Origin of the sequence: Micromonospora sp. MP36, from assembly GCF_008119785.1 — a bacterium.
Lineage (GTDB): Bacteria > Actinomycetota > Actinomycetes > Mycobacteriales > Micromonosporaceae > Micromonospora.
Window position 1 is genome coordinate 1 of the sequence record NZ_VSFA01000102.1, and the last position, 24,488, is coordinate 24,488.

Here is a 24,488-nt window from a genome sequence, read left to right on the forward strand (position 1 = left end):
GCGAAGTACTCCCCGCCGAGCGAGAGCAGCCGGATCCCGCGTACGCCGGAGAGGAGCTTGATCGTCTCCAGGAAGTTGGTTATCACGGTGAGCGGCGCGGCGTCGTGCAGCAGCCGGGCCAGCTCCAGGGTGCTGGTCGAGTCGTCCAGCATCACCGCCATGCCGGGCTCGATCAGCTCGCGCGCCCGCCGGGCGAGGGCCAGCTTCTCCTGCCGGGAGGCACGCAGCCGGTAGGAGACGTTGCTCTCGAAGACGCTGGATGGTTGCGCGCTGACCCCACCGCGGAACTTGCGGACCACGCCCTGGCGCTCCAACTCGTCCAGGTCGCGGTGGATCGTCATCAGGCTGACGTGGAACAACTCGGCGAGTTCGGTGGCGGAGACCGAGCCGTGCTGGAGCACGTACTCGGCTATCTCGGCCTGACGCTGGGCGGGACGGCCTCGGTCGGTGGTGGTGTCGGAAGCGCTCATCGATGCTCCGGCTGCTCGGACGTGGCGGACTGGCGCTCCCATCCTGCGGATACCGGCACGTTGAACGCCAGCAACCCCACCGGCCCGTTCCCGGTGGGGAACAGCAGCGTCACCGTGCCGGCCGGGTCGAGCGTCGGCAACCGGCGGCGATACTCGCCGATCGGCAGCCCGAGCACCGCGCAGGTCATCAGCCGGATGAGGGTGTTGTGCGCGACCACGAGCAGTCGGCCTCCCGGGTCCGCCGCCACCGCCTCGGCGAGCCCGGCGAGCGCCCGCTGCACCGCGTCGGCCGGCCGTTCGCCACCGGGGAAGTGGTGCGTGGCGGGGTCGGCGACGAAGCGCTCCACCATCGACGGGTCGGCCGCCCTCAGCTCGTCGAGGGTGCGTCCCTCGGCGATGCCGAAGTCCAGTTCGCGCAGCCGATCGTCCACCCGCGGGACGAGCCCGGTCGACGTGGCGGCCGGCGCGGCGGTGTCCTGGGCCCGACGCATCGACGAGCAGACGAGGCTGGTGAATCCCTGCCCGGCGGCCCACCGGCCCAGGGCGGCGGCCTGCTCCGCGCCGTACTCGTCGAGCGGGATGTCGCTGCGGCCGGCGTACCGGTTCGGCGAGTGCCACGCGGTGCGGCCGTGTCGCGCGAGCACCACTGTCGTCCCCTTCACCGGGCCTCCTTGGCGTAGTGGGCGAGGTCCTCGTCGAGCCAGCCGCGCTCGGTCAACGCGTCGAGGAACCGGGCGTACGACCCGGCGAAGCGCGCCGTGCGGTCGGGCCGCGCCCGGACCACCGTTCCGGACCCGGTCATCCGGGCCGCGGTCGCGGCGATCGGCCCGTCGCCGGCGGCGGCGGTGATGGCGGCGCCGACTGCCGGTTCCGGGCTGTCGGGCAGGACGACGTCCCGGCCGAGGATGTCGGCACGCAGCTGGGTCCAGTACCGGCTGCGGGTTGCCCCACCGGTCATCGACAGCGGGCCCGAGACGTCGGCGCCGAGCCGGCGGAGCAGGGCGAAGCAGAGCCGTTCGACGAAGGCGACGCCCTGCAGCGTCGCCGCGTAGCGGTCACCGTCGTCGACGAGGTCACCGAGCTCGAACGGTTCGGCGTCGGGCCGGACGAACGGGAACCGTTCGCCTCGGGAGAGCAGCGGATAGCTCACGCCGGTGGACGGTTCGTGCCGGGCGGCGGCGGCCTCCAGCACGGCCCGGTCCGCGGCGGGGAAGCGCGCCTCCAGTACGCCGGCGCCCACGTTCGACGCTCCTCCGGGCAGCCATCCGCCGTCCGGGTGACGGTGCGAGTAGACGGCTCCCCCCGGGTCGACGAGCCGGTGTTCCGTCACGCCCTTGAGCACCAGGGTGGTGCCGAGCACCACGTTCCAGGCGCCCGGGGCGAGGGCGTTGGCGGCGATCTGGGCGGCGCAGCCGTCGGTCGTCCCGGCCAGCACCGGGGTGCCGATCGGCAGTCCGGTGTGCGCGGCGCCGGCCGCCCCAACCTGACCGAGCTCCGCGCCGGGTCGGACGACCGCCGGCAACAGCCCGCCGGGCACGCCGAGCTTGTCGAGGACCTCCTCGGGCCAGGCCCGCTCGTCGAGGTCGTAGCCGGTCTTCAGGGCGTGGCTCCAGTCGGTCGCCACCGGCCCGCCGGTGAGGCGGGAGGCCAGGTGGTCCGCGCAGTGCAGCAGTCGGAGCCGGCCGCCCTCGGCGTCGACGCGCAGGTCCGCTGGGCCGTGGCGGAGCAGCCACACCAGCTTGGGCAGCGCCCAGGAACGCTGCATCGGATAACCGAGGGCGCTCCAGCGGGCCGCGCCGACCTCGGCGACCTCCGTCGCCTCGTCGCCGGCGCGGGCGTCGTCGTACATGAACGCCGGGGTCCGCGGCCGCCCGTCGGCGTCGGCGAGCAGGAAGGTGCCCGAGGTGCTGCAGATGGCCAGACCGGCGACGCGGCTGGCCGGACGGTCGGCCAGCGCCTGCCGGAACGCCTCGCCCAGCACCCGCCACCACTGTTCCGGGTCCTGTTCGTGTCGGCCGCCGTCCCGCCGGCTGCTCAGCGCTCCGGCGCCCTTACCCACCGGGGTCCCGGCGGCGTCGACGAGCTGCACACGCAGGCTCTGGGTCCCGACGTCCACCCCCGCCCAGAGTTCGGGTGTGGCTGGTGGTTGATTGAGCATCAGCGGCGGGGCCTCCAGAACGAGTCGATCTAAGCGCGCTCGATGTTAACTTAACAGGGGCCGATCGTGAAGAGCGGCCGAGCTCGGGGTGCCTGCGGCATGCCTCCGAATCACCGCCAATCCCGCCCCTGAGCACGCAGAATAGGCGTTCCCTGCGGACTCCATCGGGACCGAGGCGAGCCCCGAGCGGTGGTGGCGGTCGGCGGAATGGTCCACCAAGAGTGTTGATAACTACAAGCCAGGCATGTTAACTAACATCGAAAACAACGTAGCCGGCCCATCCGGCCGCTGGCATGTCGGGCGGTCCGGCCCACGTACGCGGAGTTCCCGCTCGACGTCCTACGGAGGTGCCGGTGGCAGACACCAGTTGGGCGAGCTTCGCGCTGGCCGCCCTCTTCGCCACCTTCACCGGCTTCAACGACGCCGGCGCCCTGATCGGGATCGGCCTGCGGATCCGCGGGTTCCGACCGGTCACCGGCCTTGTCCTGCTCGCCGCCGCGGTCGCCGCCGCCCCGGTGGTCCTCGGCACGGCCGTGGCCGCGACCCTCGGCGGGCGCCTGGTCGCCTTCCACGGTGCCCACGCCGGCGTCGCCGTCGCCGCCGGCGTGGGCGGCGCGATCCTGGTGACCGCCGCGCTGTCCGCGCGTGGCCTACCGACCAGCCTGACCCTGGCCCTGATCGGCGGCATCGCCGGTGCGGGCGTCGGCGCGCAGACACCGGTGAACTGGCGGGTCATCGGGCTCGTTCTGCTGGTCGCCGCCGCGTCGCCGCTGGTCGGGGCCCTCGCCGCGCTGGGCCTGACCAGGTTGGTCGGGGCGATGCCCGCGCCCGAGGGGGCGGGCCGTCGGCTGCGCTGGCTGCACGTCGGGGCACTCGCCGCGGCCTGCCTGGCGTACGGCGCCAACGACGGCCAGAAGATGCTGGCCGTCTGGGCCGCCGTGCAGAGCGGCAGCCCGAACGCGCTCACCGTCTCACCGCTGGCACTGGCCACCGTCACCGGCTGTTTCCTGGTGGGCGGCATGATCGGACTGCCCCGACTGGCGGCGGCGCTCGCCGGCCAACTGGCCAGCGGCCGCCCCGACGCGGTGGTGGTCACCGAACTGTCCGGCGCCGGCGTCGTCCTCGGCACCGCCGCGCTCGGGGCCCCGGTCAGCATGACCCAGTCCCTCTCCGGCGCCATGGTGGGCACCGGACTGTCCGGAGGAGCCCGGCGGGTGCGCTGGCGAGGAGTGGTGCGACTCGGCCGCGCCTGGCTGTTGACCCTGCCGACGGCGTTCGCGGCCGGCGCCGTCGGTTGCCTGACCCTGGGGGCGGTCCGATGACGCCGACCCGGCTCAGCCATCTGTTCCGGGAGCTCTCCGGACGCAACGACCAGGTGCTCGCCGGACTGGTCCTCGACCAGCTCTCCGCGGCGGCCGACGGCGTCGCGCTGGCGTCCGCCCTCGCCCGCGGTGAGCTGCCGCCGGCCCTCGCCCGGAGCCGAATCGGCGAGATAGAGCACGAGGGGGACGCCCGGCGAGCCTCACTCGTCGCCCAGCTGCGCTGCAGTGTCAGCTCGCCCATCGACCGGGAGGACCTGTTCCGGCTGTCCCGGTCCGTCGACGACGTGCTCGACGCGGTACGCGACTTCATCCGCGAGGCGGACCTGTTCGCGCTCGGCGGTCAGGACGCGTTCCTCCCGGTACTCGCCGCCCTGACCCAGGGCGTCGGCGAACTCGGCGACGCGGTCCGGCTGCTGCCCCGCTCGCCCCGGCAGGCCGCCGAACACGCCCTGCAGGCCAAGAAACAGGGCCTGCGAACGGCGTACCAGCACGCGGTCTCCGCACTGCTCGCCCGCCCGCTGACCGCCGACACGATGAAGGCAACCCTGCTGCTGTGCCGGCTGGACACCGCGGGAGTGCACCTGGCCACCGCCGCCGACGCGCTGGCCGACGGGGTGGTCAAACGGTTCCAGTGATCGTCCGGCCCGGTCCGCGGGCCGTGTCTGCGAGGAGCGAACATGTCAGGACAGTGGAATATCAGCCGGCGGGCACTGTTGCGTACCGCCGCCATCACCGCCGTGACCGGTACGGGCACCCTCCGCGCCGCCGGCCCCGCGCTGGCCGGCCCGCCCCCGGCCCCGCCCGCTCCGCTCGACCCCTCGGCCCGGTTCGAGCTGACCGCGCCGGGCCAGGAGCTGTTCGGCAACCGACCGCTGCACGACGCGACCGTCCCCCAGTCGCTGGCCTTCGACAACGACAACGAGCACGTCTACGTCGTCCAGCTGATGGCCGGCGGCAAGCAGTTGCCGGGTGAGCCGGCCCCGGTCAGCGGCGCCGTCCGGTCCTACCAGGGCGACCTCTGCCTGACCCGGCTCGACCTGGCCGGCCACGAACTCGGCCACATGTACCTCAAGGGCTTCGGGCACGGCGTGCAGATCGGGGCCGAGCCGCTGGGCGACTCGGCTTTCCTCTGGACAGAGGTGAACTCGGTCGCCGACGACGGGACGAACGGCTGGGGCACCCGGATCGCCCGCTTCCGCTTCACCGACGGCGCCGTCCTCACCCCGGACTCCCCAGAGGTACGACGGATGCAGCTCATAGCCGGCGCGGACCGGACCACCTGCGGCGTCGACCCCGCCTTCGGTCGGCTCGTCATGCGCTACCGGCTCAACGGCGCATTCCGCTACGGCCTCTACGACCTGGCCGACGTCCGCCGCAACCGGTTCGTGCCCCTGGCGGACGTCGCCCAACCAGCCCTCTCCTACTCCTTCCAGGGCTACACCTCGTACGGTGACCGCCTCTACCTGCTGGAAGGCTCCTCCTACGGCAGCGGCGGATCCACGCCCGGCATCGGCAACACCTACCTCACCTGCGTCGACTGGACCACCTCGGTGGTGCTGGACCGGCAACTGGTCACCGACGCCCAGTCCCTGCCGTTCCGGGAGCCGGAAGGGCTGGCGATCCAACTGCCGGACGTCACCCGACCGGACCTGCCACGCCTGGCGTTCGCCTTCGCCTCAGGCGTGGTCGGCGCGCGCACGACCAGCGTCTGGTACAAGGACCTGCTGGTCTAGGTCCAGCGCCACCCCGGGGCCGGTTCGCACCTCATCGACAGACCGCTCGTCGCCCACCCCTCGCTCGGGCTCACCCTTCTGCACTCGATCAGAGGAGAACTAACATGATCGATGTTTCCCGTATGCTCCCGACGTTCCGCGACCGCCGCTGGGCCACCGTCGTCGCCACCGCAGCCACCGCAGCGTTGGCAGGCACCGGCCTGTTCGCCGGCGCATCCGCCCAGGCGGAGCCGACTTCCGGCCCAGCGGTTGCGGCAACCACCACCTGGGTGGGCACCTGGGCCACCGCCGTGGCCGTGCCCGAGAGCGGCCAGGCGCTGGCTGGCTTCACCGACACGACGCTGCGGCAGCGGATCCATGTTTCCGTCGGTGGAGACGTGGTGCGGTTGCGACTGACCAACGTCTACGGCAAGGCGCCGTTGGTCGTGCAGTCCACGACCCTCGCCCGGCCCGGCGCGCAACCCGGCGACATCGATGTGGCGACCCTGACGCCCGTCACGTTCGCCGGGGCCACCAGCGTCAGGCTGCCAGCCGGCGCAGAACTCGTGTCGGACCCTGTACGTCTGTCCGTGCCCGACGACGGTGACCTGATCGCCAGCATGTACCTGCCCGGACCCACCGGTCCGGCGACATACCACGGAGGCGCCCGCACTACCGGTTGGGTCGCGACCGGCGACCGGACGCATGCTGAGGCCGCCACTGACTTCCCCGGACGTACCGGGTCCTTCTGGTTCCTCGACGGCCTCGACGTGCAGACGGATGTCGACGGGTCGGTGGCCTTCGTCGGCGACTCCATCACCGATGGCAGCGGCTCCACCACCGGCGCCGACCATCGCTGGCCCGACTACCTCGCCGACCGAATGCTCGCCGAGCCACGACCGCATCGGTTCGGTGTGCTCAACGCCGGGATCGGTGGCAACCGGATGCTGCTCGACGCCCGCAGCCCCGGGTACGGCGTGAACGCACTCGCCCGGCTCGAACGCGACGCGCTGACCCAGACGGGAGTGAAGACCGTCTTCCTGTTCGAGGGCGTGAACGACATCCAGCAGGACCCGTCGGAGTACGACGCCACGCAGATCATCGCGGCGTACCGGCAGGTCGTGCAGCGCGCTCACGACCGTGGCCTGCGGGTCGTCGGCGCCACCATCACCCCATTCCAGGGCTGGTCGGCGTGGACGCCTGAGCGCGAGGCGGTGCGGGCGTCGGTCAACCAGTGGATCCGCACGTCCGGCGAGTTGGACGCAGTCGTCGACTTCGACGCGGCGCTGCGCGATCCTGCCCAACCGCTGCGGCTGCTCCCGGAATACGACTCCGGCGATCATCTGCACCCGAAGGACCCTGGGTACGCCGCTATGGCCGCAGCAGTGGACCTCAAGCTGCTGCGTCCCTGATACGCGGCACCGCCAGGCGCGCGTCAGCTACGCCCACCAGCGGGCGACCTCCCGCGCCCCGGCAGCACTGGATGAACTCGACGGGCAGGCAGGTGACGACCGGTCCCTGCCTGCCCGTCGGTTCACCCGCCCGGAAGGCCTTCTGATCAGCGCACACGGACCGTCGAAACCCGCACGCCCTTGGTGAACGGCCCGAGTCGCAGTGGCCCTCTGCCTGGTGCCGCCGGTTCCGGTCCTGGCGGGAGTCAGTCCTGGTCACGCGAGCAACTGGCAAGGTAGAACATTTAGTTCTACACTCTTGTCCATGGAACGCATCGGTGTCCGGGAGCTGAACCAGAACACGAGCCAGGTGTTGGCTCGGGTGAGCGGCGGCGAGACCGTCGAGATCACCGATCGCGGGCGCCCGATCGCCCGACTTGTTCCGGTAGGCGACGACCGGTCGATGCTGGCCAAGCTGGTAGCTGCGGGACGGGCCGTTGCCCCGACCGGCGGCGGTCCCGTTCCGCTTCCACCGAAGCTCGGTGACGAGGATGTGGACGTGGCCGCCACGCTCGCCGGAATGCGAGACGAGGAGCGCTGGTGATCTACCTCGATTCCGCTGCCGTCGTCAAGCTGGTTCGGCAGGAGGCATGCAGTGCTGACCTTGTCTCCTGGCTCAACACCCACGACGATGTGCCGCTGGTCTCCTCCGCTCTCGTCGAGGTGGAAGTGCCCAGAGCGTTGCGCCGATCAGCTCCGCAAGCCTTGATCGGAGTGCCGGCGGCCGTCGGGCGGCTCTTCCGACTGGAGATCGACAGTACGATCCGCGCGACTGCAGCCGCGTTCGCTGAGCCGACGCTACGCAGCCTCGACGCCATCCACCTCGCCACCGCCCAGGTTCTGACCAACGAGTCCGGAACAGCACTCATCGCCTTCGTCACCTACGACCGGCGACTGCTCGAATGCGCCAAGGCCGCAGGATTACCCGTAGCAAGCCCGGGCCAGAACTGACCCGCGACTTCCGAAGGCGGGCACCGGAAGGTGATCTCCCAGGCAGGCTGAGTTGCGCGCGTGAGCGAGCCGGTGTACCGCGCAACGTCCAACTCCAGCCGATCCGGTGTGCGCTCGATCGGACGTGTCTACCTACTTGGCGGGGTGTTGCCGGCGGCGGTCACCGCGGTGCCGGTCGCAGCGTGGTCCGGACGCTTGCTGACCCAGATCGGTCTCATCACGGCGGCCGTCCTATGGCTGATCACGGGCTGGCTCGCATACCGGTCCGCCCGCCGCCACGATTTCACCGGCCACCGCGACTGGATGATGCGCAACTACGCGCTGACCTTCCTCGCCGTCACCGCACGCCTCCTCGTACCCCTAATTCTGTTGCTCCGTGCCGCGTTCGCCGGAGACCACGCCGGACCGCTCGCTGAGAACTCCACCGCCATGATTCCGGTCGGTCAAACCGCCGGCTGGATCGTCAATCTGGCCATCGCCGAAGCCCTCATCCGACGGCAGCTTCTCGGCCCTGAAGCTGAAGGACCGGGATTCCTCGCTAAATCACGTTGAGCCGTCCGGAACGGGGCCGGTCGACCAGGCGAGGCGGCCGCCGATGATGGTGGCGACAACCCGAGCCGTGAACCGCTGACCGGAGAACGGTGTGTTCCGGGCTAGGCTTGCCAGTCGAGCCGCGTCGACTGTCCAGTCGGCGTTGGTGGAGACCAGGCACAGCGTGGCGGGCATGCCTACCTGGAGCGGGTCGCTGCCGTCGGCGCCTGTTCCGCCAATCGCCGCAGGCCGGATGGCCATCGCCTCGGACAGGCGGCGCCATGACATGAGGCCCGTGCGCACCATGGTCTCCGCGACGACCGGCAGCGCGGTCTCCAGGCCGAGCATGCCGGGTGGCGCGTCATTCCAGGGACGGTTCTTGGCGGCGGCGGGGTGCGGCGCGTGATCGGTGGCGACCACGTCGATGACGCCCTCGGCGAGCGCTTCTCGTAGCGCCGTCACGTCCCGCGCGCTACGCAGCGGTGGGTTGACCTTGTAGCTGGTGTCGCCGGTGTGTACGAGCTCGTCGGTGAGCAGGAGATGGTGCGGGGTGACCTCCGCGGTGACCGGCCAGCCTCGCGATTTGGCCCAGCGGATTATCTCCACGCTGCCTCGCGTCGAGACGTGGCAGATGTGCAGCGGGGTGTCGTCCGCGCCCGCCAGTACGCAGTCCCGGGCGATGATCACCTCCTCGGCGACGGCGGGCCATCCGGGCAGGCCCAACTCTCGGGCGGCCGCCCCGTCGTTGGCCTGAGCGTTCGGGGTCAGCGGCGAGGACTGGGCGTGCTGGGCGATGAACCCGCCGGCGTCGGCGGCCCGGCGCAGCGCCTGCCGCATCAATGCGGGGTCCTCCACGCACCGGCCGTCGTCGGAGAACATCCGGGTGCGGGCGGCCGAGGCGGCCATGGCCTCGATCGGTGCCAGTGCGGTGCCGCCGAGGCCGACGGTGACCGCGCCTACCGGTCGTACCTGGCAGTGCGCGGTTCGTTCGGCCACCTCGGCGACGTACTCCACGCGTCGTGGATCATCCGCCACCGGCTGGGTGTTCGCCATGGCGAACACCGTCGCGTAGCCACCCTTGGCCGCCGCGAGCGTGCCGCTGGCGATCGTCTCCGCGTCCTCCGCGCCCGGTTGTCGCAGGTGGGTGTGCAGGTCGGTGAGCGCGGGCAGCGCGATCAGGCCGTGGCAGTCGATGCTGTGGACGGCGGGTCCCTGCCCGGCGGGGTCGAGCGCGGCGATGCGGCCGTGGTCGATGAGCAGGTCCACCGGTTCCTCGCCGTACGGTCGTACGCCGCGCAGCACGGTGGGTGGCAGCAGCGGCTGCCGTGACAGCGGGCGTGTGGTGCGGTTCCAGCCGGGCTCAGCCATCCGCAGGTGCCCACCGGAAGACCGGCCCGTCCAGGCACACCAGGGGCGCTTCGGCCCCCACGCTCCGTTGCCCTGAGGAGCAGCCGTGACAGTATCCGAGGCCGCACGCCATGTGCGCCTCGACGGACACCTGCACCTCGGCGTCCCACCGTTTCCCGAGCTCGGCGGCGAGATCGGTGAGCCGTTGCGCGCCGCAGGTGAGGATGAGCTGCGGCGGGTCGGCGTCCAGCGTCGAGTTGAGCAGGGTGGACAGGAAGCCCGGCGCGCTGGTCCCATCCGTGTCGGTGACCTGGTGCAGGTGCTCGACACCGCCTCGACGCAGGACGTCGCCGCCGATCATCGCACCGGGATGGCGGGCACTGAGGACGGCGATTGTCGTACCGCCCAAGCGGGCGTTGACTGCGGCGACCATGGTCAGCGAGCAGGTGCCGATGCCCCGCCCGAGCAGCAGTACCCGGCTGGGCGCGGAGAGGTGAAACCCCTGCCCGAGCGGACCGGTCGCGAGCATGGTCTCGCCTTCTGCGAAGGTGGCGAGCCGGCGGGTGCCGCCGCCGACGACGCCATACACCACATCGAACGTGCCGTGTTCGGGTGCGGTGTCGTAGATCGCCATTGGTCGCGGCAGGACGGGGGCGGTTTCGTCGGCGCGTGCCGCCGTGAGCATCACGAACTGGCCGGGTTGGGCCCGGGTGGCGATGGTCGGGGCGTGCAGGCGGAGGAACCGGTATCGGTCGCCGGCCGGTTCGTGGCGCAGGACCGGCGCGTGGTGCCAGGTGGGCGGGGGCCGGTGGGCCGGCGGCAGGTCGAGCGGGACGAGCCGTCCGCCGGTGGCGTTCAGCATGACCGCTCCGCTGGGGACATCGCGGCCAGTTCGTGATCGAGGGCGAGCAGGCTGCGGGCGAGTAGATCGGTGCCGACGGCGAGATCCGTGCTGCTTGTCCACTCCTCGGGGACGTGACTCAGCCCGGCCCGGCTCGGCACGAAGATCATTCCCGCGGGCACCACTTTGTTGATCATCTGGCTGTCGTGGCTGGCACCGCTGGGCAGGACCCGGTACGCCGTACCCGTGGCGGTGCAGACCTCGGCGATCCGGCGGCGCAGCCAGATCGGCAGCACCACCGGCGAGGCGTCACCGAGCAGCCCGATGTCCAGGCTCACCCCGCGACGCTCGCAGATGGCCCGGGCACCGTGGATCAGCTCGGTCGCTGTCGACCGCTGCCGGTCACTGTCCACGTCGCGGATGTCTACGTAGAGCCGGGCCTCACCGGGAATCGTGGTGATCGAGCCTGGTTCGAGTTCCAGCCGGCCGACCGTGGCCCGGGTGCCGTGGTGCCGGGGGTCGGTCGCGATTCTCTCTGCGAGAAGCGTGATCTCCGCTGCGGCCGTCATGGCGTCGGCCCGCTGGTGCATCGGCGTCCCGCCGGTGTGCGAGGCGCGGCCGTGCAGATCGAGGCGGAACCGGGTGCTGCCGGAGATGAGGTCGACGATGCCGACCGGCACGCCCTGGGCTTCGAGCACGCCACCCTGCTCGATGTGTAGCTCCACGAACGCCGCCCAGTCGTCCGCGCGCCAGCGCGCTTCCGTGATGCGGCTCGGATCGAGACCGACGGCCCGCATGGCCTCGGCGAGGCTCACGCCGTGGACATCCCGCCGCTCGGCCAGATCGGATGGGCCCAACAGACCTGCGGCGATCCGGCTACCAGTGCATGCCTGGCCGAACCGGGCGCCCTCTTCGCCAGCGAACGCCACGAACCTGATCGGGTGGGTGTGGTGTACGTCCGCCTCGACGAGAAACCGGGCGACCTCCATGGCCGCCACCACGCCGGCGATACCGTCGAACCGTCCGGCCCGCGGCACGCTGTCCAGGTGGGAGCCGGTGCCGATGGCGGGGGCGGATCGGGCCTCCCCGGGGCGCTCGGCGTAGCTGTTGCCCGCCGCGTCGGTCCAGGTCCGCAGGCCCAGCGCAGCGAGCTGGTCGGTGAACATTCGGTGCGCCGAGCGTTCCAGCGGGGTGTACGCGAGCCGGGTCACGCCGTCGGTGCCCTCGCTGATCTCGGCGAACTGCGCCAGCAGGGCGGCCAAGCGGCTGGCGTCTGCCGAGGGCAGGGCGTTGTCGAGCGTGTCCAGGCTCATCGCTGGGTCCGCGGGGAGGCGACCGCGGTGACGATCGGGGTGCCCTCGACTGCTGCCAGGACCGGATCGGTTACGGGTAGCGCGGCGGCGACCGCCATCACGTCGGCTCGGGCGTGGGCGAGCAGGAGCCGGAGCGCCCGTAGTGCCGACACGTCGTGCCAGGAGACGGCGAGCAGCGCGGCGCGTGCGCCGGGGTCCGGGAGCGGGCTGAGCGAGAGCAGCCCGGAGTCTTCGTAGACGCGTACGGTCGGGAGGTCCAGCTCCCGGGACACGACATGCGCCAGCACGGCGTCGTCGATGTTGTCTCGCACGGCCACCACCGTCGGGGTGTACGGCCGCAGCGCGTCGGCGATCGCCGCGCCGATGAGTTCGACGGCCTTGGTGGCGCCAGCGCGGTCGGTCGCGATCGCCTGGTGGAGTTGGTCGACAGCCGCGGCGAGCTGGCTCGCCGGTGTTGGGTGAGTGTTCATGGCGTTTGTGGCGCGGCGACCCTGGCGTTGGCCATCGGGAGGAAGCGCCGTCCCCCTCTCAGGATTCAGCGGACCGACCGCGGTCGGCGTCCGGGTGAAGCGGTGGAAGTTGGCTCACACTGGTTGTCCCTCGGCTGGGGATGTGCAGGTCCGCCGGGGTGAACAGGGCTTGGACGGGGCAGCTGGCCGCTGCGCCGCCCTGGCCGCCGCTGCAGTCGACGGCCGCCAGTACGGCGGGCACCACCGCGCCGCGGTCCCGAAGCGTGTGGACGGCGGCGGTGGCGTGTGAGCCGGACATGATCACGTCCTCGACGAGGACGACGCGCTCGCCCGGGTGCAGTTCCCCCTCGATCGGAGTCGGGTGGTCGGCGGCACCAGGGGTGGCGATCACCGCGAAGGGCAGGCCGGTCTCCAGGGACAGGGCGGTGACGAGCGGTGCCACCTCGGCCCGGGCGGCCAGCCGGTCGGTCGAGGCGTCCAACAGGTCGGCCATCAGGGCGGCCATCCGCCGCAGGATCGTCGGGCGGGTTTCGAACAGAAAGACGTCTATGTACACGTCGACGGGGCCGTTCGGTGCGCGGGTGACCTCGCCGGGCAGGCACGCCGCGGCGCGCAGATCGCGGGCAAGTTCCAGCCAGCGCTGGTGGCGGCTCTGGAGGGTGGTCGCGTAGCCGGTGCTGGGTTCGGCTCTGTTCATGGGGTTCCTAAGGTCGCGGTGCGGTCCGTCTGGTCGGCTTCGGTGATCAGCGATGGCGGGGTGAACTCGCTGACGTAGCCGAGTTCGGCGCTGAGTCGGGCCGCCGCGGCGAGCACCAGATGGGTCGCCCGGGCGCGGGCGACCGGGTCGCGCATCCGGTCGGCGGCCGCAGCGAGCGTTATGCTGGCGCAGGTCGTGCCGGTGGATGAGCGGACGGGCGCGGCCACCGCCCACACGCCCCGATCCAGTTCGTCGTCGCAGACGTCGTAGCCTCGGGCGCGGATGACCGCGAGGTGTTCGATGACGGCGTCCGGGGTGGCTGGGGTGTCCGGGGTGTACGCGGTGAGCGGCCGTTCCGCGAGCAGCGCGCGGACGACGTCGGTGTCCATCTCGGCGAGCAGAGCTCGGGCGGACGCCGCCGCGTGCAGCGGCATTTCCTGGCCGATCCGGACGAACAGTCGGAGCGGGTGCACGCTTTCGATGAGGGCGATGCAAACTACCCGGTTGCCGATCAGTTCGGCGAGGAATACCGTCTCGCCGGACTCGGCGGCCGCGGCGACCACCGCCGGGTGTGGAGCGACCAGCGTGGAGGTATGCCGGCTGTTCTGTTCGGCGAGTTGACGGGCGGCGGGGCCGAGGAAGTAACGCCGGTTGACCGGGGATCGGGTGACGAATTCCTGTTCGGCCAGGACCGCCAGCAACCGGTGCGCGCTGCCGAGCGGGATGTTGAGCGTCTCGTGTAGTTCCTTCATGCTCATCCCGTCGCCGTGGCGGGCAAGGGTCCGCAGTATGTCCAGCGCTCTGACAACCGGTTGCACGCTCTCTCCTTCGAACTGGCTCGGTCGGGCTCAGACCCGTAGCGAGCCGACGACTTCCGAGACGGACATGGTGCCCGATGCGGCCAGCAGCGGCCCGAGCTCCCGCACGATCTCCGCCATGGTGTACGGCCGGGCGAAGTTGGCCGTCCCGACCTGGACTGCGGTCGCTCCGGCGAGGAGGAATTCCAGGACATCGCGCGCCGAGCTGATACCGCCGCAGCCGATGACCGGGATGTCGACCGCGCGGGCGGCCTGCCAGACCAGGCGCAGCGCGATCGGTTTCACCGCGGGCCCGGACAGTCCGCCGACGCCGTTACCGAGTACGGCCGTACGGCGGGTGACGTCCACGCTCATTGCGGGGAAGGTGTTGGCCACTGTGATGGCCGTGGCGCCGGCCTGCTCCGCGGCGTGGGCGATGTCCGCGATCGACGTCACGTTCGGGGTGAGTTTGACGAACACCGGTACGTGCGAGCGGGCCACCACACCGGACACCACCCGTTCGACGGTGGTCGGGTCGGTGCCAATGGCTAGGCCACCGTGTTCGAGGTTGGGGCAGGAGACGTTCACCTCGAGCGCTGCGGCGCCGTGGCCGGCCAGCTGGTCCGTTGCCGTCCAGTATTCCGCCACGGTCAGCCCGCCGATGCTGATGATGGTGGGCACGGTGGTGTCGAGGTAGCGGGGGAGTGTGCGGGAGCGGAACTCGCCGATCCCAGGGCTGGGGATGCCGACGCTGTTGAGCATCCCGTCGGGGGTCTCGGTGATCCGGTGCGCGGGGTTGCCCGAGCGCACCGTGGCGAAGACGGTCTTTGTGACCAACGCGCCCAGCTCGTCGAGCGGCAGCAGCGCGCCAAGTTCCGGCCCGAAACAGCCGGACGCGGGCATGACCGGGTTACTCAGCCTGATATCACCGAGAGTAACAGATAAGTCGACGTTGATCGATTGCGCCTTGGTCCAGAACCGAGCTCTCGAGTCGGTCTCGCCGCCCTGTGTGGCGGCTGAAATGCCCGAGTTGCCGATTGAGGCGGGCAGCCTCGTTTCCTCCACGCGGATGTACCTCTTCCGTCTGGGAAGAGTCGACTATGCGTCACCGGTCGTGGTTCGTCAAGGGTGAAGACCTCTGCCTCGAGCGGCGCCCAGCTTTCGCGCCACCGCTTAGGGTTGGCGCGTTTCAGCATGTAGAAGGCCATGTTGTGAAGGGTGGTCCGCTGGTTGCGGCGCAGGTTCCCCGTTTGGAGGGCGGTCCACCCGGCTACTCGCTGCAGTTGCTGACTCACTGGCACGATCTGGAGAGTCTGCTGCGAAAGTGTGGTGAGGCGCCCAGGAAGCCGAGGCTCTTCCGGTTGGCCGAAGTTACTTTTCTGTTTCGGTGGACGACGGTCAGGCGCGCCGACGACGTCGCCAAGCGTCGGGTGGGACTGGGGTCATCAACACGTATTGACTACCCGGTGTGATGGACGTATCTTCGGCTCTTCCTTCCCCCGGAGGTGTTCATGAAGGTGACCCGAGCCGACGTGGCCAGGCGGGCCCAGACCTCGCCGGCGGTGGTCAGCTATGTGATCAACGGCGGCCCCCGCTCGGTCGCACCGGCCACCCGAGCCCGGGTCGAGGCAGCCATCCGGGACCTCGGATACCGCCCGAACCGGGTGGCCCAGGCGCTCCGCCGTACCCGCAGCGGCTTTCTCGGCCTGTTGATGCCGGACGGGGGCAACCCCTTCTTCGCCGAGCTGGCCAACGCCATCGAGGCCGAGGCGGCACGCCGCGGAAAGCTGCTGTTCCTGCTGCACTCCGACGGTGGGGAGGAAGGCGAGCGGCTCGCCGCCATGGGGGATGTCCGGGCCGAGGGGGTGCTATGGGTGCCGCACCACGAGAGTCCGTCGACCGCGTCGACTCTGGCCAACTCGCCCTGCCCGGTGGTGGTCCTCGACCGGGTGCCGGCGGACGCGGCGGCCGGGTACGACTCGATCGCGGTGGACCACTATCAGGGTGCCCGGCTGGCCACCAGCCATCTGGTGGAGCACGGCTACCGGCAGGTGTCGTGCCTGTCCGGCCCGAGCGAGACGATCGTCGGGCGCGACCGGACGGCCGGTTGGCGGCAGGCGCTGGCCGACCACGGCATCACCGAAGGGGTGTGGGATGTCCCGGCGGACTTCACGCCGGAGGGTGGCCGGGCGGCCGGGAACAAACTCCTCGACCGATTGACCTTTCCCGCCGCCGTCTTCGTCGCCTCGGACCGGCAGGCGCTCGGCCTGCTGCGCGCCGTGCGCGACCGGGAACTCGACGTACCGCGGGACGTCGCCATCGTGTCCTTCGACGGCACGGACGTCAGCGCCTACATCACGCCGCCGCTGTCCACCATGCGCCAGCCCCTGCCGGCGCTCGCGGCCGGCGCCCTGACGCTTCTCGAGGAGCGAATACGCGACCCGTACCGACCGGCGCGGTACATCGCCCTACCCGCCGAGCCCGTGTTCCGAACAAGTTGTGGATGTGGACAGCTATGAGTGTGCCAACCGGAAACCCCATCGCCGATCGCCGTTCCCCGCAGGACGCGGAGGGAACCCTGCTGCGGCTGTCGCAGATCACCAAGGAGTACCGGTCCGACCGTGGCAAGGTGGTTCGCGCGCTCCACGAGGTGTCGCTCGACGTGCGGCAGGGCGAGATCCTCGCGATCATCGGCGCGTCCGGCTGCGGCAAGTCCACCCTGCTGCGGATCATGGCCGGCCTCGACACCATCACCTCCGGGCAGGCGGAGTGGTCGCGTCGGCCGACGCCCGGGCGGGACATCGGTTACGTCTTCCAGGAGCCGGTCCTGCTGCCCTGGCGCAGCGTCTTCCGTAACGCCTGCATCGCGCCGGAGACGTTGAAGATCCCGCGCCAGCGGTACGAGCCGCGGGTACGGGAACTGCTGGGCCTGGTCGGATTGACCGACTTCGCCGACGCGCTGCCGCGCGAACTCTCCGGCGGGATGCGGCAGCGGACCTCGATCGTCCGGGCGCTCGCGCACGATCCGATGCTGCTGCTGATGGACGAGCCCTTCGGCGCACTCGACCAGATCACCCGGGAGAAGCTGCACGACGATCTGCTCAACATCTGGACGGCGACCGGCAAGACCATCGTGTTCGTGACGCACAGCGTCGACGAGGCCACCTACCTCGCCGACCGGGTGGTCGTGCTCTCGCCCCGCCCCGGCCGGGTACGCGCGATCCATGACGTGCCCCTGCCCCGGCCCCGGGACGCGCGGACGAAGCTCGATCCGCGGTTCGCGGAGTTCCAGGCCATGCTGCGGGGGGAGCTGTGACGGTTCGAACCTCGGCACCCGAGCCGGCGGCACCGGTCGCCGCGCGGCCGCCGGCCCCGGTGGGTACGTCGCGACGCGGCCGGCTGCGGCTCGTGGTCAAGCCCTTCGTCGCGCTGCTCTACGTCCTCGTGATCGTCGGAGTCTGGGGCGCGTACCAGGCGGTGGCGGACGTCCCGCGGTATCTGCTCGCCAGCCCGGCCGAGGTCGGATCGCAACTGCTGGACCTCGCCCGGACCGGGACGCTCTGGGCCCACCTGGGTTACACGGTCCGAAACATCGGGGTCGGCTTCGCGCTCGGGGCGGTGATCGGCGCCGTGCTGGGAGTGGCGGTCTCCCGGTCGCAGATCGTGGACGCGATGCTCTCCCCGTTCCTGGTCGTGTTCCAGGCAATGCCGAAGATTGCGCTCGCGCCCATGTTCGTGCTCTGGTTCGGTCTCGGCCTGACCAGCCAGTTCGTGCTCATCGTGAGTCTGTCCTTCTTCCCCATCCTGGTCGGCACCGCCACCGGGCTGCGGCAGGTGAACCCGGCCTACCGGGACCTCGCTACGATCGTCGGGCTGAACCCGGTAGCCCGATTGTTCCGGATCGACATCCGGGCAGCGTCGCCGTCGATCTTCGCCGCCGCCCGGGTGGCCGCCGTCGACGCCATGACCGGCGCGGTCCTCGCCGAGTGGATCTCCTCAAGCCGGGGACTCGGCTACCTCCTGGTCGAGGCCAACTCCTCCTACCAGGTCCCCATGCTGATGGCCTCGATCGTGGTGATCGTGGTTGTCGGACTCGCCCTCTACCAACTGGTCTCCTTCGTGGAGGCCCGCGCCCTGCAGTGGCGCGATCCCGTCACGGCCTGATCACCGCCGCCGGTGTCCCGGCCGACCCCTCCGAACTGGAATACGAGGTACCCCCCATGCCCTCCATGACCCGCAGATCCCTCCTCGCCGGTCTCGCCGCCAGCGCCGTTGTTGCCCTCGCCGCTGGCTGCGGCGGCGTCGAGCCCGGCTCGACCGGCGGCACCGACGGTGGCAAGGCCACCAAGGTCAGCATCCAGATCGACGGCGCTGCCGCCCCCTACTACGCGCCCCTGTACTGGGCCAAGGAGCAGGGCTACTTCGCCGAGCAGAACCTCGACGTCGACTTCCTCTACGCCGACGCCGCGACCATCACCAAGAACGTGGCCGCCGGCAACGTCCAGTTCGGCTTCCCGAACGCCGACAGTGTGATCCAGGCGGTGGCCAACGGCGTGCCGGACCTCGTCGTGCACACCACGTACCAGCAGGGCATCGGCGCACTGCTCACCCTCGCCGACTCCGGCATCACCAGCCCGGCCAACCTGAAGGGCAAGACGGTCGCGGTGACCAGCCTCGGCTCCCCGAACTACGTCCAACTGACGGCGATGGCCGCCTCGGCGGGCCTGGACGTGAAGAAGGACATGACGGTCAAGGTCGTCGGTACCGGCGCCATCGTCTCGGCACTGCAGAACAAGCAGGTGGATGCGATCGTCTTCTCCCGGCTGCGCTACTACACACTGCAGGCCGCCGGGGTCAAGGTGACGCAGATCCTGTCCAACCAGTACCTGCCGTCGTTCGGCAACGTCGTGATCAGCGGCCAGCAGTTCGCCAAGGAGAACCCCAAGGCGGTCACCGGATTCACCACCGCGCTGAACGCCGCGCTGCAGGACCTCATCGACGGCAAGCTGGCGCAGGCCGTCGAGATGTCCATCCAGAAGTACGCCAGCAGCTTCGCCGGACAGGAGAAGTCGGTCACCCAGGTGATGCAGGAGGTCTTCGTGAAGGAACTGTGGCAGAGCGACGCCACCAAGGCGCACGGGCTCGGCTATGGCGACCCGACGGCCTGGCAGAACGCCGTGGACGAGCAGAAGAAGTACGGCCTGATCAAGGATGACGTGCGGGCGTCCGACTTCGTGAAGGCCTCCTCGTGACCGAGCAGCGACTCGGCCGGCTACCGCGCGCCGTGCTCGGCACGGCGTCGGTAGCGGCCTTCCTGCTGGCCTGGCAGGGCTACGTCCACCTTGCGCACGTGCCCACGTACACCCTCCCCGGCCCGATCGAGATCGTGACGTACACCTGGCGGATGCTCACCGGCGAGCAGTTGCTGGTACACCTCCGGGTGACCGGTGCCGAACTGCTGCAGGGGGTGGCGATCGGGCTGGCGGTCGGTGTGCTCGCCGGGGTGGCGATGTCCCGGTGGCGCTGGCTGGAACGAGCGGCCATGCCGTTGCTGGTGTTCATCCAGATCACCCCGAAGATCGCGATCGCGCCGCTCCTGGTGTTGTGGCTCGGGCTCGGCGTGACCAGCAAGATAACCCTGATCGCGCTGGTCACGTTCTTCCCGGTGCTGGTCAACACGCTGGCTGGGCTGCACGGCATCGGCACGAACTACCGCCACCTGTGCCAGGTGCTCGCCCTCTCCGGCCCGCGGCGGTTCTTCCGGGTCGAACTGCCGATGACCTTGCCGCACATCGTGGTCGGGCTCCGTCTCGGTGCGCTGGCCGGGGTCACTGCCGCAGTGATCGGCGAGTTGATCGGCGCCCAGGGTGGGCTCGGATTTCTGGTCGCGCAGAGCCAGGAGACCGACAACGTCCCGCAGGCCATGGTCGGCTTGCTGCTGCTGAGCATGCTCGGGCTGGTCTCCTGGTCCGGTATCGGTGCCGTCGCCGGATGGCTCCGCACCCGGTTCGGCGTGACCGGTGGCTGAGCAGCCGCGGAGCAGCCGCTGCCGACGGAAGGCGGGACGATGACCGGGACCCCCCGGCGCATCGTGGTCGACACCGACGGGGGCGTGGACGACCTGGTGGCACTCACCTGGTTGCTGCGCCTGCCGGATGTGGAGATACCCGCGATCATCGCCACCGGCGGGGCCCGGCCCGCCGACGTCGTCGGGGCAGCGGTCACCCATGCGCTGCGCGCGCTCGCTCCGGCTCGACGGCCGTTGCTGCTGCGGGGCGCCGAGATCGACCCCGCGGCGCGGGCCGCAGTCCCGTCGGGCGCGCAGCTGCACGGCGAGTTTGGTCTCGGGCCGCTCGTCCCGGCGCACCGCGCCGAGTTCGACGGCGACCTACGCGTCGACCCGTCGCTGCCGGCGCACACCGACTACCTGGCGCTCGGCCCGCTGACCACGGCCGAGAGCCTCGCCGCGACGGGGAGCGACTGGCCGGCAGAGGTCCGGTTGACCGCGATGGGTGGGGCATTCTCCCTGCCCGGCGTGGTGCGGGGCGCCGAGCCGAACTTCGCTCGCGACCCCCGGGCCGCTCGGCAGTTGTTCGCCGAGCCGCCCGGGCGGGGCGTACGGGTCGTGCCGACGGACGTGACCACCCGGGCTAGCTGCCCGCCCGAGGCCGCTCAGCGGGTGCTCGCCGGCGGCGACGGCTGGCCCGGGATGCGTGCGCAACTACTGACGCGCTACTGGTCGGGCGCCGCCGTGCGGTACTGCCACGACCTGGTGGCCGCGGCCGTCGTGGCGCGCCCGGAGGTGGTGGCCGTCGAGATGCCCGCCACGGTGGCCGTCGACGCGTACGGCCGGTCAAGCATGACCCCCGAGGGGGACTCGGCCGTGACGGTGGTGGGTCGCCTCGATGACACGGCGTGGCGGGAGATCGCCCTGGCGTGGGCGATGGACACGGAGGTGAGGGTGCGTTGACCGGCTTGGCGATCGCGGTGGTGGGCAGTGCCAACCTTGACCGCATGGTGGTGACCGATCGGCTGCCCCGGCCGGGGGAGACGCTGACCGCCCGGGAGTACCGGGAGGGTGTCGGCGGTAAGGGCGCGAACCAGGCGATGACCATCGCCACCCTCGGTACGCCGGTCGGCTTCGTCGGCTGCGTCGGCGCCGACGCAGCTGGGGACCAGGTACGGCAGCAGCTCGCCGGCCGAGGTGTGGACCTGTCGGGGCTGGCGGTGGTCCGCGACGCCCCCACCGGAACCGCCCAGATCACGGTGGACGGCGCCGGCGAAAACGTGATCGTGGTGCACCCCGGGGCGAACGCCGCACTGGACGCGGCTCGCGTCGATCGGCATCGGGACATGATCGCGGCGGCGGCACTCACCCTGATGCAGTGCGAGGTCGGTACGTCCGCCCTGGCCCGGGCCGCAGCGCTGACCAGGGGCCTCCTGGTGTTGAATCCCGCGCCCGCAACTCCGCTCCCCGACGCCCTCGTACGCCGGGTGGACGTGCTGGTGCCCAACCGCTCCGAACTGGCGGTCCTGGCCGGGACACCCTTGCCGGAGAGCCTGGATGACGTGGCGAGCGCCGTCGGCAAGCTCGGGCTCGCGGCCACCGTCGTGGTGACGCTCGGCACCCAGGGCGCGGCCGTGATCGAGCCGGACGGCCGGGTTGATCACGCGCCGGCGCTCCGTACCGAGGCCGTGGACACGACCGGCGCGGGCGACTGCTTCTGCGGAGCCCTCGCGACCGCACTGGTGGGGCAGCCGGGCCGGCCCGTGTCGGAGGCTGCCCGCTGGGCGGCCGTCGCGGCATCGCTGTCGACCCGCGGCCGAGGCGCGCAAGGCGCGCTGCCGACCCCGGACGAGGTATACAGGGCAATGAATGTCACTGACCGTCGGCTCTCGTAGCTGGCCTTTGCAGCTCCCATTCGATCGACAGCAACAGCAATGCTGTCAACCCGGTGGAGTGCGAGTGGACCGTCCTGAATTCACCGATAGGCAGACGCCCTGCCTGCGCCGTGTAGCGACCACGGTGGTGGCGACGAGGGTGGCGAGGAGCAGAGCGGTCAGGCGGGACGGCGCCGGCGTGAGCGGTGTGAGCAGCACCAGCGCCGCGGTGGCCCAGTACGGCACGGTCATCTTCAGCTGCTCATACGGGCGGATGTGTAGCGTCCAGACTGCGAGCAGGTAGACGGCGACCGGCGCGGCTACTGCGTACCCTGCGGCGACGCGCCCGAGGTGGGCGGTGCCGGTTTGGTTGTCGACGTCGACGGCGAGGCCCGCGCCGAGCGCAGCCGCCGATGCGAAGATCAGGTACTGACCGTATCCCCACAGCAGCGCCACGCGCGGCGAGGCCGCCAGGTGCTGAACTGGGCGATCGAAGTACAGCCACCACATCGCGAAGACGATCACGATGCCGGCACCAGCGATCGACAGAAGAGTGCTTGTCTTGATCCCCCGGTCAAAGGCGGTCTGGACGGCGAGGCTGGCCGCGAGTACCGACTCGCCGAGGACGATGATGGTGAATAGGCCGTACCGCTCGGTTATATGGTGTGGGTGCCAGATGATCGGAGCGGGGCGTCTCGCCCAGAAGGGTAAGAGCAGTTCGCCGAGGACGATCGCCAGGAAGCCGGGCAACAGCCAGTGCCACCCTCCGGGCAGTGCCAGCCGGGCGATCCAGGCCGCCTGCAGCACGATGACGCCCACGGCGTAGCGCAGTGCGGTGGCCCGCCGCTCCGGGTCGCTGCGGGCGACGCGCAACCATTGCGCGACCATCGCCAGCCGCATGATCACGTACCCGTAGGTGATGACGGAGAAGTCGCCGCGGTCGAACGCGCGGGGTACGCCACCGGCGATCACCAGCGCCCCGGCGATCTGGACCAGGGTAGTGAGGCGGTAGACGTCGTCCTCGGGGTCGTACGCGGAGGCGAACGTGGTGAAGTTCATCCATGCCCACCAGATCGCGAAGAACACCGCCGGGTAGAGGCCAATCCCGTGACCGATGTCGGCCTCGCCCAGGTTGTGGTGCAGGCGATCGGCGGCCTGCCGCACCGCGGCCACGAAGCACAGATCGAAGAGCAGTTCCAGCGGAGTCACCCTCCGGCACGGCTCGTCGGTGGGGCGGGCGACCATCGGCCGGTACCAGGCGCGCACGGGATATCGTGGATGACTCACTGCGCCGGACATGGCAGCACCTCGGACGGCTCGCGCGACGAAGGTTCCCTGCGCTGATCATCCCGAACACGGCCCGTCCCGTGCTGACGCTCACCAAAGTTTCACCTGACGGGGCCTGGCGCTCTTGGCGGAGTTGGCCCACTGCCTGGTCGAGCCGCCGGTCCTGGAGTGGCCTTTCTACGGCGGTTCGATAGCCGACGTGGCGGCCTCGGGCCTCGGCGGTGTCACCGTCGACTCCGTCCCGTGGTTTGCGGAATACCTGCTCGAACGGATGCGTGTTCCGAGCCCGGGTCGATGCGACCTTCTCGCGTTGCGGCTGCTGCTCGGCCTGGCCTTCCCCGAGGGGCTGCCGCCCGACGGCGTCAGCTTCGCCGATCTCTCCGCTTCGCAGCAGGAGGTCGTCCGGCTCGTGCTTCAGGCCGGTCTGCTGAGGCAGGGGCCGACGATGCCGCGAGGTCGGGGAGTGCAACCTGCCCTGCACAGAGGACGTTGAGGATCTGGTGTGCCGGCCGTACCGACCAATAGGGCGGGCACTCTTGCCAGGCTGTGCAGTGTCGCTTGTCGAGGAGGTTTCCGAGACGCTAAACGCCCTATCTTCATTGCCGGCCCGTCGCGGACCCGGCCCGACTTCTACGCCGCCGGGGTCGACCATTACTCGTTCGACACGGTCTCCCTTCGGCCCTCGGTCCACGAGCCGCCTCAATCGGGGCCTGACCGAGAGGTGGACGCGCAAGAGGACAGTCCTGCGCGTTTCCGAAGGGCAGCCACCCGAGCAGCCAAACCGGCCAGGAAGGGCGAACGATCGCGGACGCTTGACAACCTTTGTTGTCAGGCGGACTCTTGAGCGCGAGGTCACTAGCAAGGGGGTCGGGTCATGCGGGACCTAACGCCGGACGAGCGGCAGGAACTACGGCGGGAGTTAAGTGCGGTTGCCGCAGACTGGGCGCTGCGGCTAAAGGACTCCGATCTGGATAGCCAGCGCAGAGCAGACCACGAGCCGAACTCCGCGGAGAGGATGCGGACTCACCTCGCGCGCATGGCGGCGGGTGAGCAGATGCGTACCATTCTCGCTGACCTCGTGTCCGCGAGCGCAGATGAAGCGGTGCAACACGGTGCGGGGTATCCGGAGCTTGGCGCAGCGGTAGGCGCCAGCCGGCAAGCGGCACGCAAGCGATGGCCTAACCTGTCGATCTCCAAGAGGCGCGCCAGCGAGTGGAAGCAACCGCCCGGGGGTATCGGTTGGGCCGGTGACAGCCATCT

27 protein-coding genes are annotated in these 24,488 nt (G+C 70.6%); 16 read left to right on the top strand and 11 right to left on the bottom strand.

What is annotated here, in order from left to right; genetic code table 11:
• From FXF52_RS34280 to FXF52_RS34290, 3 genes are all read right to left on the bottom strand, one after another.
• A partial coding sequence (locus FXF52_RS34280; protein ID WP_148803489.1) for a DeoR/GlpR family DNA-binding transcription regulator occupies positions 1-470 on the bottom strand: 470 nt, incomplete at its 3' end.
• A complete protein-coding gene (locus FXF52_RS34285) occupies positions 467-1,132 on the bottom strand; it encodes a histidine phosphatase family protein (RefSeq protein WP_148803491.1) in 666 nt (221 codons plus the stop codon). The genes FXF52_RS34285 and FXF52_RS34280, both read right to left, overlap by 4 nt.
• Complete coding sequence (locus tag FXF52_RS34290; RefSeq protein WP_255472670.1) at positions 1,129-2,586, bottom strand: FGGY-family carbohydrate kinase; 1,458 nt, start codon at positions 2,584-2,586, stop codon at positions 1,129-1,131. Before FXF52_RS34290 ends, FXF52_RS34285 begins: the two co-directional genes overlap by 4 nt.
• Positions 2,587-2,981: 395 nt before the next feature.
• On the opposite strand from FXF52_RS34290, the gene FXF52_RS34295 reads away from it, so the two are divergent.
• The 7 genes from FXF52_RS34295 to FXF52_RS34325 all read left to right on the top strand — a co-directional run bounded on the left by FXF52_RS34295 (position 2,982) and on the right by FXF52_RS34325 (position 8,616).
• Entirely contained in the window at positions 2,982-3,950 is a 969-nt protein-coding gene (locus FXF52_RS34295) for an inorganic phosphate transporter (protein WP_187413892.1), read from the top strand.
• Positions 3,947-4,585 carry a DUF47 domain-containing protein gene (locus tag FXF52_RS34300; RefSeq protein ID WP_148803497.1) on the top strand — a complete coding sequence of 213 codons (639 nt, stop codon included), beginning with the start codon at positions 3,947-3,949 and terminating at the stop codon, positions 4,583-4,585. Before FXF52_RS34295 ends, FXF52_RS34300 begins: the two co-directional genes overlap by 4 nt.
• Before the next feature lie 42 nt (positions 4,586-4,627).
• Positions 4,628-5,683 carry a Tat pathway signal sequence domain protein gene (locus FXF52_RS34305; RefSeq protein WP_148803499.1) on the top strand — a complete coding sequence of 352 codons (1,056 nt, stop codon included), beginning with the start codon at positions 4,628-4,630 and terminating at the stop codon, positions 5,681-5,683.
• 104 nt (positions 5,684-5,787) lie between these two features.
• Complete coding sequence (locus FXF52_RS34310) at positions 5,788-7,074, top strand: SGNH/GDSL hydrolase family protein (protein WP_222870830.1); 1,287 nt, start codon at positions 5,788-5,790, stop codon at positions 7,072-7,074.
• A 304-nt stretch (positions 7,075-7,378) separates the two neighbouring features.
• Positions 7,379-7,657, top strand: coding sequence for a type II toxin-antitoxin system Phd/YefM family antitoxin (locus FXF52_RS34315; RefSeq protein ID WP_148803501.1), 279 nt, complete (start codon positions 7,379-7,381; stop codon positions 7,655-7,657).
• On the top strand, positions 7,654-8,064 hold the full coding sequence (locus FXF52_RS34320) for a type II toxin-antitoxin system VapC family toxin (RefSeq protein ID WP_148803503.1): 411 nt from the start codon (positions 7,654-7,656) through the stop codon (positions 8,062-8,064). Before FXF52_RS34315 ends, FXF52_RS34320 begins: the two co-directional genes overlap by 4 nt.
• Positions 8,065-8,124: 60 nt before the next feature.
• A complete protein-coding gene (locus tag FXF52_RS34325) occupies positions 8,125-8,616 on the top strand; it encodes a DUF2306 domain-containing protein (protein WP_148803505.1) in 492 nt (163 codons plus the stop codon).
• On the opposite strand, the gene FXF52_RS34330 is transcribed toward FXF52_RS34325, so the two are convergent.
• The 7 genes from FXF52_RS34330 to FXF52_RS34360 are packed head-to-tail and all read right to left on the bottom strand — an operon-like array spanning position 8,608 to position 15,125.
• A complete protein-coding gene (locus tag FXF52_RS34330) occupies positions 8,608-9,909 on the bottom strand; it encodes a dihydroorotase (protein WP_222870834.1) in 1,302 nt (433 codons plus the stop codon). The genes FXF52_RS34325 and FXF52_RS34330 overlap by 9 nt on opposite strands.
• Positions 9,910-9,955: 46 nt before the next feature.
• Complete coding sequence (locus FXF52_RS34335) at positions 9,956-10,804, bottom strand: dihydroorotate oxidase electron transfer subunit (protein WP_148803509.1); 849 nt, start codon at positions 10,802-10,804, stop codon at positions 9,956-9,958.
• Positions 10,798-12,096 (bottom strand): Zn-dependent hydrolase, encoded by a 1,299-nt coding sequence (locus tag FXF52_RS34340; RefSeq protein WP_148803512.1) that lies wholly within the window; start codon positions 12,094-12,096, stop codon positions 10,798-10,800. The genes FXF52_RS34335 and FXF52_RS34340 overlap by 7 nt, the downstream gene beginning before the upstream one ends.
• A complete protein-coding gene (locus FXF52_RS34345) occupies positions 12,093-12,566 on the bottom strand; it encodes a hypothetical protein (protein WP_148803514.1) in 474 nt (157 codons plus the stop codon). Before FXF52_RS34345 ends, FXF52_RS34340 begins: the two co-directional genes overlap by 4 nt.
• Positions 12,567-12,624: 58 nt before the next feature.
• On the bottom strand, positions 12,625-13,263 hold the full coding sequence (locus FXF52_RS34350; RefSeq protein ID WP_148803515.1) for a hypothetical protein: 639 nt from the start codon (positions 13,261-13,263) through the stop codon (positions 12,625-12,627).
• Entirely contained in the window at positions 13,260-14,081 is an 822-nt protein-coding gene (locus FXF52_RS34355; protein WP_148803517.1) for an IclR family transcriptional regulator, read from the bottom strand. The genes FXF52_RS34350 and FXF52_RS34355 overlap by 4 nt, the downstream gene beginning before the upstream one ends.
• Before the next feature lie 30 nt (positions 14,082-14,111).
• Complete coding sequence (locus FXF52_RS34360; protein ID WP_222870831.1) at positions 14,112-15,125, bottom strand: dihydroorotate dehydrogenase; 1,014 nt, start codon at positions 15,123-15,125, stop codon at positions 14,112-14,114.
• 446 nt (positions 15,126-15,571) lie between these two features.
• Between FXF52_RS34360 and FXF52_RS34365 the strand changes: the two genes are divergently transcribed.
• From FXF52_RS34365 to FXF52_RS34395, 7 genes are all read left to right on the top strand, one after another.
• A complete protein-coding gene (locus tag FXF52_RS34365) occupies positions 15,572-16,579 on the top strand; it encodes a LacI family DNA-binding transcriptional regulator (RefSeq protein WP_148803519.1) in 1,008 nt (335 codons plus the stop codon).
• The gene (locus tag FXF52_RS34370; protein ID WP_148803521.1) at positions 16,576-17,376 is read left to right on the top strand and encodes an ABC transporter ATP-binding protein; all 801 of its coding nucleotides are present in this window, start codon (positions 16,576-16,578) and stop codon (positions 17,374-17,376) included. Before FXF52_RS34365 ends, FXF52_RS34370 begins: the two co-directional genes overlap by 4 nt.
• Positions 17,373-18,224 (top strand): ABC transporter permease, encoded by an 852-nt coding sequence (locus FXF52_RS34375; RefSeq protein WP_148803523.1) that lies wholly within the window; start codon positions 17,373-17,375, stop codon positions 18,222-18,224. The genes FXF52_RS34370 and FXF52_RS34375 overlap by 4 nt, the downstream gene beginning before the upstream one ends.
• Positions 18,225-18,289: 65 nt before the next feature.
• Positions 18,290-19,312, top strand: coding sequence for an ABC transporter substrate-binding protein (locus FXF52_RS34380; RefSeq protein ID WP_148803525.1), 1,023 nt, complete (start codon positions 18,290-18,292; stop codon positions 19,310-19,312).
• On the top strand, positions 19,309-20,088 hold the full coding sequence (locus FXF52_RS34385) for an ABC transporter permease (protein WP_148803527.1): 780 nt from the start codon (positions 19,309-19,311) through the stop codon (positions 20,086-20,088). The genes FXF52_RS34380 and FXF52_RS34385 overlap by 4 nt, the downstream gene beginning before the upstream one ends.
• Positions 20,089-20,127: 39 nt before the next feature.
• Entirely contained in the window at positions 20,128-21,030 is a 903-nt protein-coding gene (locus tag FXF52_RS34390; RefSeq protein WP_148803529.1) for a nucleoside hydrolase, read from the top strand.
• Positions 21,027-21,962, top strand: a complete 936-nt coding sequence (locus FXF52_RS34395) for a ribokinase (protein WP_148803531.1) — start codon at positions 21,027-21,029, stop codon at positions 21,960-21,962. Before FXF52_RS34390 ends, FXF52_RS34395 begins: the two co-directional genes overlap by 4 nt.
• A 45-nt stretch (positions 21,963-22,007) precedes the next feature.
• Here FXF52_RS34395 and FXF52_RS34400 read toward each other — a convergent pair whose 3' ends face one another.
• Complete coding sequence (locus FXF52_RS34400; protein WP_255472676.1) at positions 22,008-23,207, bottom strand: low temperature requirement protein A; 1,200 nt, start codon at positions 23,205-23,207, stop codon at positions 22,008-22,010.
• A gap of 220 nt (positions 23,208-23,427) precedes the next feature.
• Here FXF52_RS34400 and FXF52_RS34405 point away from each other — a divergent pair, with 220 nt between their 5' ends.
• Together FXF52_RS34405 and FXF52_RS42645 are read left to right on the top strand one after the other, a co-directional pair.
• Positions 23,428-23,721 (top strand): hypothetical protein, encoded by a 294-nt coding sequence (locus tag FXF52_RS34405; protein ID WP_222870832.1) that lies wholly within the window; start codon positions 23,428-23,430, stop codon positions 23,719-23,721.
• Between the two features lie 381 nt (positions 23,722-24,102).
• Positions 24,103-24,488 (top strand): hypothetical protein (locus tag FXF52_RS42645; protein WP_222870833.1); only part of this gene is annotated, 386 nt, incomplete at its 3' end.